This is a genomic window from Streptomyces sp. NPDC001219 (assembly GCF_053597915.1).
Genome location: NZ_JBSFJF010000013.1, coordinates 118080 through 132440 on the forward strand (window position 1 = coordinate 118080; position 14361 = coordinate 132440).

Sequence of the window (14361 nt, forward strand, 5' to 3'; positions counted from 1 at the left end):
CCGGCCGGGGGCTGCGCCGGGGCCCGCCGGAGCGGGGGAGGTTGCTCGATGGGCGTGCGGCTCATGGTGGTCGACGATCATCGTCTGCTCGCGGAGGCGCTCGCCTCGGCGCTGAAACTGCGGGGGCACCGGGTGCTGGCGGCCGCCGCGCCGAGTGCCGGGGCCGCCGAGCTGGTGGTGAGCCGGGCGCCCGAGGTGTGTCTGCTGGGCACCGCCGCGCCGGCCCGGCCGGGGGCCTTCGACCCGGTCGTACGGATCAAGAAGGAGCGGCCGCAGGTCGCGGTGGTGGTGCTGGGGCCGGTTCCCAGCCCGCGCGGGATCGCTGCCGCCTTTGCCGCGGGTGCCTCCGGTTACGTCCGTAACGACGAGCGGATCGAGGGTGTCGAGCGCGCCATGATGAAGGCGCGGGCGGGGGAGTCGGCGGTCTCGCCGCAGTTGTTGCAGCAGGCTTTCGAGGAGCTGCTGCACCCCGCGGCGCAGCCGGACGACGAGGGGGCGCGGCTGCTGGAGCTGCTCACCCCGCGTGAGGTCGAGGTGCTGGTGCGGGTGGCGGACGGTGAGGACACCCGGCTGATCGCGGCGGGGATGGACATCGCGCCCAGTACGGCGCGGACGCATGTGCAGCGGGTGCTGATGAAGCTGGAGGTCGGGTCCCGGCTGGAGGCCGCCGCGCTGGCGGCACGTACGGGGCTGCTGGACCGGGCGGGCGGCCGGGGCGGGCGCGGCACGGCGACGGGACCGCACGTACCGGACGCAGCGGACGCACCGGACGCACGGGATTCAGCGGCGGGGCTGGGCGCACCGACCGCGCCACGGAGGTAGCGTCCCTCAGCCCCACGAGGGGCCGCCGCCCCGGTGATAGCCCTCAGCCCCCCCCCGCGGAGCCGTCCCCCCCCCGGTAACAGCCCTCAGCCCTCCGCGGAGCCGCCCCCCGGTATCGACCCGCAGTCCACGCAGCCCTACGAGGGACCGTCACCCCCATCGCCCCCGTCCGCCAGCTCCGCCGCCGTAGGCGGGACGGCAGGGCGCAGCTTCAGCCAGATCAGGAAGAACAGGCCGAGGGCGAGCATGCCCAGGCCCGTCCACAGGTTGATGTTGATGTCCTGGGCCTTCCTCAGGTCCGCGTCCGAGGCCGTCAGCCCGGCGATGGTGACGATCACGCCGTAGACGACGAACAGGCCGCCGATGATGCGCCGTACGTCGAAGAGCCGCGCGGCGGTCGCCGACTCGCGCTCCAGCTCCTCGACCTCGTGCTGGTGGTCACTCATGGTGTGTCAACTCCGCTGGTTCAGACAGGTCAGAGGGAGAACGGGAGGTAGCAGACGGCGGCCAGGACGAGCGCGCCCCAGCCCAGCAGCGCCGGCTTGCGGTACCAGGCGTCGTCGCCCTCGGCCGGCAGCTCCGCCATGCCGGGCGACCGCGTGCCGTAGACCAGTCCGGCCAGCGACTCGGCGGACTTGGGCTCGGTGAACAGGGTCACCACGACCATCACCAGCGCGCCGACGACGAAGGCGACGATCGAGGAGACGAAGTTGGCGCCCTGGTCGGAGGGGATCGCGATGATGCCCTGCTTGTAGAGCCAGAAGTAGTTGACCATCGCGGCCACGGTGCCGGAGAGCAGCCCCCAGAAGCCGGCCGCGGCGCTGGTCCGCTTCCAGAACATGCCGATGATGAAGACCACGAACAGCGGGACGTTGAAGAAGGAGAACAGCGTCTGGAGGTAGTTCATGATGTTGCTGAAGGACGAGGCGATGAAGGCCGTGCCCATGCCGGTCAGCACACCGACCGCGGTGACGACCCGGCCCGTCTTCAGGTAGTGCGCGTCATCGCGGCCCTTCTTCAGGTACGCGGCCCAGATGTCGTTGGTGAAGACGGTGTTGAACGACGAGACGTTGGCGGCCATTCCGGCCATGAAGGCGGCGAGCAGACCGGTGACGGCGATGCCCAGCACACCGTTGGGCAGCAGGTCGCGCATGAGCACGGGTATCGCGTCGTTGTACTGGAGCCCGTCCTTGGACTTGCCCAGCGTCGGCTCCATGACCAGCGCGATCAGGCCGGGGATGACCACCACCAGCGGGATGAAGATCTTGGGGAAGGCGGCGATCAGCGGGGTGCGCTTGGCGGCGGAGAGGTTCTTCGCGGACAGCGCACGCTGCACCTCGGCGAAGTTGGTGGTCCAGTAGCCGAAGCTCATCACGAAGCCGAGGCCGAGGACGATGGTCAGCCAGTTCGCGCCGAGCGGGTTGGCCTCACCGATGCCGGTGCCCTTCCAGGCGGTCAGGAACGCGTCTCCGTGCGAGGCGTCGAGCGAGCTGGTCAGGCCGTCCCAGCCCCCGACGCGCTTGAGGCCGACGATGGTCAGCGGGATCAGCGCGGCCAGGATGACGAAGAACTGCAGCACCTCGTTGTAGATCGCCGAGGACAGTCCGCCGATGGTGATGTACGCGAGGACGAAGAAGCCGGCGACGACGATCGCGACCCACTGCGGCCAGCCGAGCAGCGCCTGCAGCACGATCGCCATGGCGTAGAGGTTCACGCCCGCGATCAGTACGGACGAGACGGCGAAGATGACCGAGCTGAGCAGGTGCGAGGACGGGCCGAAGCGGTGCAGCAGGAACTCGGGCACCGAGCGGACCTTGGAGCCGTAGTAGAACGGCATCATCACCAGGCCGAGGAAGACCATCGCCGGGATGGCGCCGATCCAGTACCAGTGGACGGTGTAGGCCCCGTACTGCGCGCCGTTGGCGGCCATACCGAGGATCTCGGTGGCGCCGAGGTTGGCGGCGACGAAGGCGAGACCGGTGACCCAGGCGGGCAGGGACCGCCCGGAGAGGAAGAAGTCCAGGCTCGTCTTCACGCTGCGTCTGGCCGCGAATCCGATGCCGAGGACGACGACGAAGTAGAGGGCCAGGATCGTGTAGTCCAGCCCGTTGGTGGGGAGCCGTAGCCCCTCGGCCAAGGTGGTCATAGGTGGGCACCCGCTTCTTTGCGCGATCGGAACGCACAGAAAGCTACGCGCGGCCCCTCAGAAACTGAATACTTTTGTTTGGTTGAGTTGTTGATCTGTGATCGGGCTTGTCTATATGTCCCGAATGTCTCCGCCCCGTCCCGCGCTGCGCCCCGCATTGACGCCGCTGTTTAGTTGTGCTTCATTGTGTTTGTTTGTGTTTGGTCGGCGCGTGAGGAGCTCCGTTGAAGAAGACGACGACCCGGCTGGCGGACGGCCGGGAGCTCATCTACTACGACCTGCGCGACGACGTGGTCCGTGACGAGCGTGACCCCCGCCCCCTCGACCCCGTCGCCACCACCTCCGAGATCCGCCACGACCGGCTCCTCGGCGACTCGGTCGCCATCGCCTCCCACCGCCAGGCCCGCACCTACCACCCCCCGGCCGACGAATGTCCGCTGTGCCCCTCCCGCCACGGCCGGCGGTCCGAGATCCCCGCCTCCGACTACGACGTCGCCGTCTTCGAGAACCGCTTCCCGTCCCTCGCCGGCGACCACGGCCGCTGTGAGGTCGTCTGCTTCACCCCCGACCACGACGCCTCCTTCGCCGACCTCACCGAGGAGCAGGCCGGCCTGGTCCTGGACGCCTGGACCGACCGCACCGCCGAACTCTCCCAACTCCCGGGCGTGGAACAGGTCTTCTGCTTCGAGAACCGCGGCGAGGAGATCGGCGTCACCCTCGGCCACCCGCACGGCCAGATCTACGCGTACCCCTTCGTCACCCCGCGCACGGAGCGCATGCTCGGCTCGCTCGCCGCCCACCGCGAGGCCACCGGCCGCAACCTCTTCGACGACACGGTCGCCGACGAGCTGGCCGACGGCCGCCGGATCGTCCTGGCGGGCGAGCACTGGGTGGCCTTCGTCCCGTACGCCGCCCACTGGCCCTACGAGGTGCACCTCTACCCCCGGCGCCGGGTCCCCGACCTGCTCGCCCTCGACGACGCCGCGCGCACAGAGTTCCCACAGATCTACCTGGAAGTCTTGCGGCGCTTCGACCGGATCTTCGACGAAGGGGACGGCCAGGGGAAGCGCACCGCCCGCACGCCGTACATCGCCGCCTGGCACCAGGCGCCGCTGCGGGCCGGGCGCCGCGAGGACTTCGCGCTCCACCTTGAGCTTTTCACCATCCGCCGTACTTCCGGCAAGCTGAAGTTTCTCGCGGGTTCCGAATCCGGCATGAACGTGTTCATCAATGACGTGCCGCCGGAGGCCGCGGCCGAGCGACTGCGAGAGGTAGCGAGCGAGTGAGCAAGAAGTACCTGGTCACCGGTGGTGCGGGATACGTCGGCAGCGTCGTCGCGGCACATCTGCTGCAGGCCGGACACGAGGTGACCGTGCTGGACGACCTGTCCACCGGCCACCGTGAGGGCATCCCCGCCGGGGCCCACTTCATCGAGGGCCGCATCCAGGACGCGGCGAAGTGGATCGACCCCTCCTACGACGCGGTCCTGCACTTCGCCGCGTTCTCGCAGGTCGGCGAGTCCGTCGCCAACCCCGAGAAGTACTGGCGCAACAACGTCGGCGGCACCATGGACCTGCTCGCCGCGATGCGCGACGCCGGGGTCCGCACCCTCGTCTTCTCCTCCACCGCCGCCACCTACGGCGAGCCGAAGTCCACCCCGATCACCGAGTCCGCCGAGACCGCGCCCACCAGCCCGTACGGCGCCAGCAAGCTCGCCGTCGACCACATGATCAGCGGCGAGGCCGCCGCCCACGGGCTGGCCGCCGTCTCGCTGCGCTACTTCAACGTCGCCGGCGCCTACGGCAGCTGCGGCGAGCGCCACGACCCCGAGTCGCACCTGATCCCGCTCGTCCTCCAGGTCGCCCAGGGCAAGCGCGAGGCGATCTCCGTCTTCGGCGAGGACTACCCCACCCCCGACGGCACCTGCGTCCGCGACTACATCCACGTCGCCGACCTCGCCGAGGCCCACCTCCTCGCCCTCGACGCCGCCACCGCCGGTGAGCACCTGATCTGCAACCTCGGCAACGGCAACGGCTTCTCCGTCCGCGAGGTCATCGAGACCGTCCGCGAGGTCACCGGCCACCCCATCCCGGAGGTCGTCGCCCCGCGCCGCGGCGGCGACCCCGCCGTGCTGGTGGCCTCCGCGCAGACCGCCGTCGACCGCCTCGGCTGGCGGCCCGCCCGCGCCGACCTCGCCGGCATCGTCGCCGACGCCTGGCAGTTCGCGCAGAACCTCGACCGGACCAAGGAGTCCTGATGACCGCACACGGAGCCGCCGCTCCGGCCACCGGGCGCCGCGCCCGGCACACCGCCGAGCAGTTCGCCGCGGTGTACGGCGCCGCCCCCACGGGCACCTGGGCGGCGCCCGGCCGGGTCAACCTGATCGGTGAACACACCGACTACAACGACGGTTTCGTGATGCCCCTGGCCCTCCCGCACACCACCCTCGCCGCCGCCTCACCCCGCACCGACGGCGTGCTGCGGCTGCACTCCGGCGGTGCCGACGGCGGCGTCGTCGAACTCCGCCTCGACGCGCTGCGGCCCGCCCCCCAGGGAGGCTGGGCCGCCTATCCGGCCGGGGTCGTCTGGGCGATGCGGGAGGCCGGACTGCCCGTGGGCGGCGCCGATCTGCACTACGAGAGCACGGTGCCCACCGGCGCCGGACTCTCCTCCTCCGCCGCCCTGGAGGTCGTCACCGCGCTCGCCCTCAACGACCTGTACGCGCTCGGCCAGGAGCCGCAGCGGCTGGCGCAGCTCGCCCAGCGGGCCGAGAACGCCTTCGTCGGGGTGCCCTGCGGGATCATGGACCAGACCGCGGCGGCCTGCTGCACCGAGGGCCACGCCCTGTTCCTGGACACCCGCGACCTCACCCGGCGCCAGGTCCCGTTCGACCTCGCGGGGGAGGGACTGCGGCTGCTCGTCGTCGACACCCGGGTCAAGCACGAGCTGGGGGACGGCGCGTACGCCGAGCGGCGCGCGGGCTGTGAACGCGGCGCGCGGGCGCTCGGGGTGCGGGCCCTGCGCGACGTGTCCCCCGCGCATCTCCCGGAGGCGCTGGACCGGCTGGCCGGCGACCCCGGGGTCCGGCCCCTCGTCCGGCACATCGTCACCGAGAACCACCGCGTCGAAGAGGTCATCGCCCACCTCGACGCGGGCCGCACCCGCGCCATCGGCCCGCTGCTGACCGCCGGCCACGCCTCGCTCCGCGACGACTTCGGGATCTCCTGCCGGGAGCTCGACCTCGCCGTCGACACCGCCAACGCGGCGGGCGCCCTCGGGGCCCGCATGACCGGCGGCGGCTTCGGCGGCTCGGCGATCGTGCTCGTCGAGGAGGCGGACGCCCCGGCCGTCGGCGCGGCCGTCACCGAGGCGTTCGCGGCGGCCGGCCACGCCGCCCCGCGGATCTTCGAGGCCGTCGCGAGCGCGGGGGCGCACCGCGTCGCATAGGGCGCGCCGGACGGCGTGAAGCCACCGGACCGGGGCCGGTCGGCCCCGCCGGGGAAGCAGTTTCGTCAATCACCTTCCCTCGCCGCACCCCGTCCGTACGCTGGGAACCCGCACCGGTGGGGGCCGGTGCCGATCAGGGGGCGAGACCGTTCGGGTACGGCGCCCGGGGTGGGGTGGCCATGTCGGCACGGCGGCGGCCGTGCGGCTGAGGCGATCTTCAATCCGGGCGTCGTGCCCGCTATGGTCCGTTCACCGAGACAGGGGGTCTCTGTGCAACGCATCCGGGTTCTGGTGGTCGACGACCACCGCATCTTCGCCGAATCCCTGGCGGCCGCGCTCGCCGCGGAACAGGACGTGGACGTCGCGGCCGCGGGCAGCGCCCCCGCTGCCCTGCGCACTCTCGACCGGGCGGCCACCGACGGCCGCCGCTTCGACGTGCTGCTCGCCGACGCCGACCTCGCCGCGCCGCTGCTCGCGGTCCCCGCGCAGGGGGCGGCCCGCGACGCCGTCCCGCGGGAGACCGTGCCGCGCGCCGTGCCGCGGGACGGCATCGCGCTGGTCTCCGGGCTGCGCACCAGCCATCCGTATCTGCGCACGGTCGTCCTCGCCGACCGCGACGACCCGCGCCGCGCGGCCGCCGCCCTGCAGGCCGGGGCCTCCGGCTGGGTCGCCAAGGACTGCTCGCTGTCCCGGCTGCTCGCCGTCATCCGCGGGGTGCTGCGCGACGAGACGCATCTGCCGCCCGCCCTGCTGACCGGCGTGCTGCGGGAGTTGACGGCCGCCCGCAAGCACCGCTCGGAGAGCGAGCGGCTGGTGGAGTCGCTGACCCCGCGCGAGCGGGAGGTGCTGCGCTGCATGGTGGCGGGCCTGGGCCGCAAGGCGGTCGCCGAGCGGCTGTTCCTCTCCCCGCACACGGTCCGTACCCATATGCAGAACGTCCTCGGCAAGCTCGGGGTGCACTCCACCCTCGCGGCGGTGGCGCTGGCCCGCCGGGCCGGGGTCGGCCCGGTCGAGCTGGAGACGGCGGCCGCGGCGGCGTCGGTACCGGTGCCCTGAGGGGGCCGCACGGCCGGTGGGCCGGGCCCGCACGGCCGTGGGGGCGGGACTTTGCGGACGCGTCCTAGGGCTCCGTCAGTACGGCCACGCCCCGTGCCCCCAGCGTGATCCGGCCGACGGTCCCGGCACCGGGCGTCCCGTCTGCCGCGAGCGCGTTCCGCATCGGTGCCGGCAGCGCGACCTCGGCGGGCTCCGTCCCGTGGTTGAGCAGGAAGACATGGCGTCCGCCGGTGCCCTCGCGGACGGTGGCCTGGACGCCCGGCGGCAGCCCCGGCAGTACGGGGCGGACACCGGCCGCGGCGCGGACGTCGTCCAGCAGCGCCCGCATCAGCGCCGGTTCGAGCCGGGTGCCGACGTACCAGACCGTGCCCCGCCCGTAGGAGTGCCGGGTCACCGCGGGGCGGCCGGCGAGCGGCCCGTCCGTGAAGTGGGCGAGCGCCTCGGCCCCTTCGAGGTCGAGGGCCTCCGACCACAGATCCGCCCGGCCCGCGTGGTCCCCGCCCCCGACCGCCACCGTCCGGCCCGCGTCCAGCGGCCAGAACTCCGCCACCCGCAGCCCCAGCAGCGCCCGCAGCGGCGCCGGGTAGCCGCCGGGGTGCACCCGGTCGTTCTCGTCGACGATCCCGGAGAAGAACGACACCAGCAGCTGCCCGCCGTCGCGTACATAGGCGGCCAGCCGCTCGGCGTCCGGCGCGGTGAGCAGGTAGAGGTTGGGCGCCACGACCAGCCGGTAACCGGACAGCTCGCGGCGCGGCGGCAGCACGTCGCAGGCCACGCCCGCCTCGAACAGCGGCCGGTAGTGGTCCAGAGCGATCCGGGAGTGCTCCAGCGCGGTCGACGGCTTGGAGTCCAGCTCCAGGGCCCACCAGCTCTGCCAGTCCGCGAGCAGCGCCACCTCGGCCCGCGACCGGGCCCCCTCGATCCCCGGCAGTGATGCCAACTCCCGCCCCAGCTCGCACACTTCACGGAAGACCCGGGCGTCGGTCCCGCCGTGCGGCAGCATCGCCGAGTGGAACTTCTCCGCGCCGCCCAGCGACTGCCGCCACTGGAAGAACAGCACCGCGTCCGCGCCCTGGGCGACGGCCTGCCAGCTCCACAGCCGCATCGCGCCGGGCGGCTTGGGGCCGTTGCGGGGCCGCCAGTTGACCGCGCCCGGCGCCTGTTCCAGCAGCATCCAGGGCTGCCCGGCGCGCGCCGAGCGCATCAGGTCGAAGACGTACCCGGCCCGGATGTGGTCGTCGGGCACATAGGGGTCCTGGTAGAAGTCCAGCGCCATCGCGTCCATATGGGGCGCCCAGGCGAAGGCGTCGACCGGCTTGTGCTGCGGCATCAGATTGGTGGTGGCCGGAATACCCGGGGTGAGGCGTTCCAGCACCTCCTTTTCGGCCAGATAGCAGGCGCGCAGCGCCTCGTCGCCGAAGCGCAGATAGTCCAGCTGCTGTGCGGGGTTGGGGAAGGTGGGCGCGGTACGGGGCGGCAGCACCTCCTCGAAGTCGCCGTACGCCTGCGACCAGAAGGCCGTCGACCAGGCGTCGTTGAGCGCGTCGACGCTCCCGTACCGCTCCCGCAGCCAGCGCCGGAAGTCCCCGGCCGACACCTCGCAGTAGCAGTGGCGGGTGTGGCAGCCGTACTCGTTGCCGATGTGCCACAGGGCGAGCGCGGGGTGGCCGGCGTAGCGGGTGGCGAGCTGTTCGACGAGGCGTACGGCGTGGGCGCGGTAGACGGGGCTGGAGGGGCAGTAGTGCTGCCGGCCGCCGGGCCAGCGGCGGCGGCCGTCGGCGTCCTCGGGCAGGATCTCGGGGTGCGCGCGGGAGAGCCACGGGGGCGGGGAGGCGGTCATGGTCGCCAGGCACACGGCGATCCCGGCGCCCGCCAGCCCGTCCATGACACGGTCGAACCAGCCGAACTCCCAGGCACCGGGTTGGGGTTCGACCTTGGCCCAGGAGAAGATCCCGGCGGTGACCATGGTGACACCGGCCGCCCTCATCAGCTCCAGATCCTCGGCCCACACCTCCTCGGGCCACTGCTCCGGGTTGTAGTCGCCGCCGAAATGGATGCCCATGGACTCCCCTACGGATCGAGGCCCGCGCGGGGCGCCGCGGCCCCGCCGTCAGCGGGCACGGCTCACGATGAGTTCTTGTACACGCTCCAGCCCCCGTCGACGACCAGGCCGGCGCCGGTGACGAAGGACGCCTCGGGGGAGAGCAGGAAGGCGATGGCCGCCGCGACCTCCTCGGGCCGCCCCAGCCGCCGCGCCGCCGTCTCCGCGGCGCTGGCCTGCCGCTCCTCCTCGCCGACCCCGTCCCAGGCCGCGGTGAGCACGGGGCCCGGCAGTACGCAGTTGACCCGCACCTCCGGCCCGTACTCGACGGCGAGCTGACGGCCCAGACCGGTCAGTCCGGCCTTCGCCGCGGCGTAGGCGGGCCGCCCCGGCAGCCCGACCAGGGCGTGCACGGACGAGGTCAGCACCACCGCGCCGCCGCGCGCCCGCAGATCCGCCAGCGCGGCGCGCACCCCCAGGAACGAACCGGTGAGGTTGACCGCGAGCTGCCGGTCCCAGTCCGCGAGCGGGGTGCGGTCGGCGGCCGCCACATACGGCAGGAAGGCGTTGCTGACCAGCCCGTCCACCGGGCCGTAGCGCCGCCGCGCCGCCTCGACGGCCCGCCGCCAGCCGTCCTCGCCCGCCACGTCGCAGTGCTCGTACGAGGCCCGGCCGCCGGCCGCCCGGATGCGCCGCGCGGTGTGTTCGCCGCGCGCGTCGTCGATGTCCAGCAGCAGGACCCCGGCGCCCTCGGCCGCCAGCCGGTCGGCGGTGGCCGCCCCGATCCCGGCGGCGGCCCCGGTGACCAGAACCGTACGGCCCTCGAACCGCCTGCCGTACGGGCCGTTCGCCGGGCGGGGTGCGCGCTGCTGGCTCATGGCGCGATCCAAGCCCACGGGGCGAGCGGCGGGCAAGGGCACGGGGCCCAGAGGGGCGCGCGAGCACTTCAGGGGGCGCGCGCATCCTTCGCGCGCGCCATCAAATGCGGTGCGCCAACCAGTCGTACGCCGGCGCCACGGACTTCTCGGACGCGCTCCGGGGCGGCCCCGGCGCCGGGCCGGCTAGCCCGGGGTGTTGTCGAACGGCCCGGTCAACTGCCGCAGCAGTCCGGCCAGTTCGCGGCGCTGCTGGGGGGAGAGCTCGGCCAGAATGGCGCGCTCCTGCACCAGCAGTCCGGCCAGCGACTGGTCGGCCCGGTCGCGGCCCTCGGCGGTCAGTCTGACCAGCACTCCGCGCCGGTCACTGGGGTCCGGCAGCCGCTCGACGAGGTTCTTCTTGGCCAGCCGGTCGATGCGGTTGGTCATCGTCCCCGAGGTGACCAGAGTCTGTGTCAGCAGCGCCCCGGGGGAGAGCTGGTACGGCGCCCCGGCGCGCCGCAGCGCGGTGAGCACGTCGAACTCCCAGGGCTCCAGGCCCACCTCGGAGAACGCGATACGGCGGGCCCGGTCGAGGTGTCTGGCCAGCCTGGAGACGCGGCTGAGGACCTCAAGCGGCTCCACGTCGAGGTCCGGGCGTTCACGGCGCCATGCTGCGACCAGTCGGTCGACCTCGTCCTCCATGACGATCAGTGTAAAGGGTCTGTCGACATGAAGTCTCTTGACGTCGAGATATATTTCGCTGGACTATGGGCATCGTCGGCGGGGGCTCGGTTTCCGGCCGAGACGGCCCGAACCAGACCGTGCCCGCCTTGTGTCAGCCCTGCATCGGCAAAGGGGTTTCGAACATGCACGACGCACCAACCTGGGATGCGCAGCAATACCTCCGCCACTCCGGGCACCGTACCCGTCCGTTCCACGACCTGCTCACCCGGATACCCGACCTGCCCCGGCAGGACCGCCCCGCCCGCATCGCCGACCTCGGCTGCGGTCCCGGCAACGTCACCGCCCACCTCGCCACCCGCTGGCCCGACGCGCACATCACCGGATTCGACAACTCCCCGGAGATGCTCAAGGAGGCCGAGACCTACGCCGGCCCCACCCCGGGCGGCGGCCACCTCGACTTCGCCCCCGCCGACGCCGCCGACTGGACGCCCGAGGAGACCTACGACCTGATCGTCTCCAACGCGGCCCTCCAGTGGGTCCCCAACCACCCGGACTCCTTCGCCCGCTGGATCGAGGCCCTCGCCCCCGGCGGCACCTTCGCCTTCCAGGTCCCCGGCAACTTCACCTCACCCAGCCACGCCCTCCTCGGCGAACTGTGCGACGCACCCCAGTGGCGCGAGCGGCTCACCACCCACGGCCGCCGCTTCGTCCACATCCTCGAACCGGCCGACTACCTGGAGCGCCTCATCGACCTCGGCTGCGCCGCCGACGTCTGGGAAACCACCTACGTCCAGCTCCTGGAGGGCGACGACCCGGTCCTCGACTGGGTCAAGGGCACCGCCCTGCGCCCCGTCCTCACCGCCCTGGAGAACGACCCGGACACCCGCGACGCCTTCCTCGCCGAATACCGCGACGCCCTCCGCAAGGCCTACCCCACCGGCCCGCACGGCACGGTCTTCCCGTTCCGCCGCATCTTCGCCGTAGCCCGTAAACCGACGACCGGCTGACGCCCCCGCCGGGACGCGCACCACCGGCCGGGGCGGAAGCCGACGACCGCCGACGCTCCCGTCCGGAACCCGAGCACCGGCCGACGCTCCCGCCGGGAAGCCGACGACCGGCCGACGCTCCGGCCCGCGAGCCCACCGCCGGCTGACGTTCCTGCCCACCGCCGGCCGCCGCCCCGCGGCCGCGCCCCGACTCTTCCCCTCCGAGGTGACCCACGCCATGATCACCGGCCTCGACCATCCAGCTCGCCGCACCCCCCGGCACCGAGGACGCCCTGCGGGCCTACTACGGGGTGCGGGAGGCCGGGCGGCGGGCCGATCACGCCCGGGGTCCCGCCCCCCTCAATTCTTCCGATGCCCTATCAACCGAGGCCTAGCCTCCAGGTTGCCCAGGCCGTGCCAGGCCAGGTTGACCAGATGGGCCGCCACCTCCGCCTTCTTCGGCTTGCGGGTGTCGACCCACCACTGGCCGGTCAGGGCCACCATGCCGACCAGGGCCTGTGCGTAGAGCGGGGCGAGCTTCGGGTCGAAGCCGCGGGCCTTGAACTCCAGGCCCAGGATGTCCTCGACCTGGGTGGCGATATCGCTGATGAGCGAGGCGAACGAGCCCGTCGACTGGGCCACGGGGGAGTCGCGGACCAGGATGCGGAAACCGTCGGTGAAGGTCTCGATGTAGTCGAGAAGCGCGAAGGCGGCCTGTTCCAGGAGCTCGCGCGGGTGGCCGGCGGTCAGTGCGCCCGTCACCATGTCCAGCAGCTGCCGCATCTCGCGGTCCACGACCACCGCGTACAGGCCCTCCTTGCCGCCGAAGTGCTCGTAGACCACCGGCTTGGACACCCCGGCCTTCGCCGCGATCTCCTCCACCGACGTGCCTTCGTAACCCCGCTCGGCGAAGAGCGTGCGACCGATGTCCAGCAGCTGCTCCCGGCGCTCCGCACCGGTCATCCGGACCCTGCGGGCCCGCCGCGTCCCCGCGGAGGAGGACTTGCTCTTGCTGCCGCTGGTACTGCTGTCGTCGATCGCCACCCGTCAATGATGCCTTCCCCGCTAGCGCCGGGCGGCACCCCCGGCGGCCTTCTCCGCGCGTCGCGCGTCCAGCCGGGACGCGTCCGGCCACCGGACGTCGTACGCCCAGCCCGCCTTCTCGGCCCAGCGGATCAGACGGGCGCTGGAATCCAGCTGCCCCTTCATCACCCCGTGCCGCGCGCAGGTCGGGTCCGCGTGGTGCAGGTTGTGCCAGGACTCGCCGCACGAGAGGACGGCCAGCCACCAGACGTTCCCCGAGCGGTCACGGGACTTGAAGGGGCGCTTGCCGACGGCGTGGCAGATGGAGTTGATCGACCACGTCACGTGATGCAGCAGCGCGACCCGGACCAGGGAACCCCAGAAGAACGCGGTCAGCGCACCCTGCCACGACCAGGTCACCAGGCCGCCCACCAGCGGCGGGATCAGCAGCGACACCGCCGTCCACAGTACGAACTGGCGGGAGATCCGGCGGATCGCCGGGTCCTTGACCAGGTCCGGCGCGTACTTCTGCTGCGAGGTCTGCTCCTCGTCGAACATCCAGCCGATGTGCGCCCACCACAGGCCCTTCATCAGGGCGGGCACCGTCTCACCGAAGCGCCACGGCGAATGCGGGTCGCCCTCGGCGTCGGAGAACTTGTGGTGCTTGCGGTGATCCGCCACCCAGCGCACCAGCGGCCCCTCCACGGCCAGCGACCCCATGACCGCGAGCGCGATCCGCAGCGGCCGCTTCGCCTTGAACGAGCCATGCGTGAAGTAGCGGTGGAAGCCGATCGTGATGCCATGGCAGCCGATGTAGTACATCACCACCAGCAGCGCCAGATCGAGCCAGCTCACCCCCCAGCCCCACGCCAGCGGCACCGCGGCCAGCAGCGCCACGAACGGGACGGTGATGAACAGCAGGAGCGAGATCTGCTCGACCGACCTGCGCTGCTCACCGCCGAGCGTCGCGGACGGCGCCTGCCTACCGGCGGCCGGACCGGCGGCGGAATCGGCGGAAATCGGTGGATCTTCTACAGCTTCAGGACCAGCAGTCATGGTGTCCCTCGTCGGGGGCTCGGGGGCACGGCTACGGCTACGGGACCGTAACCTACGGTCTCGTAAGTATGGCAGTGCCACCGCCACGGGCAAGGCCGTGACAGGCGCCACACCCGTCAGCTGTGACGCAGTGCCCACCCAGCGGACGGTGTGATCTGCCGAAGCTGGGCAGACCTATCCTGGGGACGTCGGACAGCGCGGTCCGCAACCCGCCCGCATCAGAACTGCCCAACCCGTCGCCCG

13 protein-coding genes are annotated in these 14361 nt (G+C 72.4%); 6 read left to right on the forward strand and 7 right to left on the reverse strand.

Annotated elements, in window-relative coordinates:
* The first annotated feature begins 48 nt into the window (after positions 1–48).
* A complete protein-coding gene (locus ACWC9R_RS11305) occupies positions 49–822 on the forward strand; it encodes a LuxR C-terminal-related transcriptional regulator (protein ID WP_450730594.1) in 774 nt (257 codons plus the stop codon).
* Between the two features lie 137 nt (positions 823–959).
* On the opposite strand, the gene ACWC9R_RS11310 is transcribed toward ACWC9R_RS11305, so the two are convergent.
* Entirely contained in the window at positions 960–1268 is a 309-nt protein-coding gene (locus ACWC9R_RS11310; protein ID WP_450730596.1) for a hypothetical protein, read from the reverse strand.
* Positions 1269–1297: 29 nt separating this feature from the next.
* A complete protein-coding gene (locus ACWC9R_RS11315; protein ID WP_450730598.1) occupies positions 1298–2968 on the reverse strand; it encodes a sodium:solute symporter family protein in 1671 nt (556 codons plus the stop codon).
* Positions 2969–3192: 224 nt separating this feature from the next.
* Between ACWC9R_RS11315 and galT the strand changes: the two genes are divergently transcribed.
* The 4 genes from galT to ACWC9R_RS11335 all read left to right on the forward strand — a co-directional run bounded on the left by galT (position 3193) and on the right by ACWC9R_RS11335 (position 7471).
* Positions 3193–4254, forward strand: coding sequence for a galactose-1-phosphate uridylyltransferase (gene galT / locus ACWC9R_RS11320; RefSeq protein WP_450730600.1), 1062 nt, complete (start codon positions 3193–3195; stop codon positions 4252–4254).
* Positions 4251–5225 carry a UDP-glucose 4-epimerase GalE gene (gene galE, locus ACWC9R_RS11325; protein ID WP_450730602.1) on the forward strand — a complete coding sequence of 325 codons (975 nt, stop codon included), beginning with the start codon at positions 4251–4253 and terminating at the stop codon, positions 5223–5225. The genes galT and galE overlap by 4 nt, the downstream gene beginning before the upstream one ends.
* Positions 5225–6415 (forward strand): galactokinase, encoded by a 1191-nt coding sequence (gene galK / locus ACWC9R_RS11330; RefSeq protein ID WP_450730604.1) that lies wholly within the window; start codon positions 5225–5227, stop codon positions 6413–6415. The genes galE and galK overlap by 1 nt, the downstream gene beginning before the upstream one ends.
* A 270-nt stretch (positions 6416–6685) precedes the next feature.
* Positions 6686–7471, forward strand: coding sequence for a LuxR C-terminal-related transcriptional regulator (locus ACWC9R_RS11335; RefSeq protein WP_450730606.1), 786 nt, complete (start codon positions 6686–6688; stop codon positions 7469–7471).
* 64 nt (positions 7472–7535) lie between these two features.
* Here ACWC9R_RS11335 and ACWC9R_RS11340 read toward each other — a convergent pair whose 3' ends face one another.
* The 3 genes from ACWC9R_RS11340 to ACWC9R_RS11350 form a co-directional block, all read right to left on the reverse strand.
* Positions 7536–9533 carry a beta-galactosidase gene (locus ACWC9R_RS11340; RefSeq protein WP_450730608.1) on the reverse strand — a complete coding sequence of 666 codons (1998 nt, stop codon included), beginning with the start codon at positions 9531–9533 and terminating at the stop codon, positions 7536–7538.
* Positions 9534–9595: 62 nt separating this feature from the next.
* Positions 9596–10390 (reverse strand): SDR family NAD(P)-dependent oxidoreductase, encoded by a 795-nt coding sequence (locus ACWC9R_RS11345; RefSeq protein ID WP_450730610.1) that lies wholly within the window; start codon positions 10388–10390, stop codon positions 9596–9598.
* A gap of 183 nt (positions 10391–10573) precedes the next feature.
* Positions 10574–11071 carry a MarR family winged helix-turn-helix transcriptional regulator gene (locus ACWC9R_RS11350; RefSeq protein WP_362609685.1) on the reverse strand — a complete coding sequence of 166 codons (498 nt, stop codon included), beginning with the start codon at positions 11069–11071 and terminating at the stop codon, positions 10574–10576.
* A gap of 164 nt (positions 11072–11235) precedes the next feature.
* Between ACWC9R_RS11350 and ACWC9R_RS11355 the strand changes: the two genes are divergently transcribed.
* The gene (locus tag ACWC9R_RS11355; protein ID WP_450730613.1) at positions 11236–12060 is read left to right on the forward strand and encodes a trans-aconitate 2-methyltransferase; all 825 of its coding nucleotides are present in this window, start codon (positions 11236–11238) and stop codon (positions 12058–12060) included.
* Between the two features lie 339 nt (positions 12061–12399).
* Here the strand turns inward: ACWC9R_RS11355 and ACWC9R_RS11360 are convergent, their stop codons facing one another.
* Positions 12400–13083, reverse strand: coding sequence for a TetR/AcrR family transcriptional regulator (locus ACWC9R_RS11360; RefSeq protein WP_362609667.1), 684 nt, complete (start codon positions 13081–13083; stop codon positions 12400–12402).
* Between the two features lie 21 nt (positions 13084–13104).
* The gene (locus tag ACWC9R_RS11365; RefSeq protein ID WP_450730615.1) at positions 13105–14118 is read right to left on the reverse strand and encodes an acyl-CoA desaturase; all 1014 of its coding nucleotides are present in this window, start codon (positions 14116–14118) and stop codon (positions 13105–13107) included.
* Positions 14119–14361: the final 243 nt, after the last annotated feature.

Bases quoted from the DNA above. Each gene is read 5' to 3' on its own strand.
- ACWC9R_RS11310 (WP_450730596.1), bottom strand. From the start codon at position 1,268: ATGAGTGACCACCAGCACGAGGTCGAGGAGCTGGAGCGCGAGTCGGCG.
- ACWC9R_RS11355 (WP_450730613.1), top strand. From the start codon at position 11,236: ATGCACGACGCACCAACCTGGGATGCGCAGCAATACCTCCGCCACTCC.
- ACWC9R_RS11365 (WP_450730615.1), bottom strand. From the start codon at position 14,118: ATGACTGCTGGTCCTGAAGCTGTAGAAGATCCACCGATTTCCGCCGAT.
- ACWC9R_RS11345 (WP_450730610.1), bottom strand. From the start codon at position 10,390: ATGAGCCAGCAGCGCGCACCCCGCCCGGCGAACGGCCCGTACGGCAGG.
- ACWC9R_RS11340 (WP_450730608.1), bottom strand. From the start codon at position 9,533: ATGGGCATCCATTTCGGCGGCGACTACAACCCGGAGCAGTGGCCCGAG.
- ACWC9R_RS11315 (WP_450730598.1), bottom strand. From the start codon at position 2,968: ATGACCACCTTGGCCGAGGGGCTACGGCTCCCCACCAACGGGCTGGAC.
- ACWC9R_RS11350 (WP_362609685.1), bottom strand. From the start codon at position 11,071: ATGGAGGACGAGGTCGACCGACTGGTCGCAGCATGGCGCCGTGAACGC.
- ACWC9R_RS11305 (WP_450730594.1), top strand. From the start codon at position 49: ATGGGCGTGCGGCTCATGGTGGTCGACGATCATCGTCTGCTCGCGGAG.
- galK (WP_450730604.1), top strand. From the start codon at position 5,225: ATGACCGCACACGGAGCCGCCGCTCCGGCCACCGGGCGCCGCGCCCGG.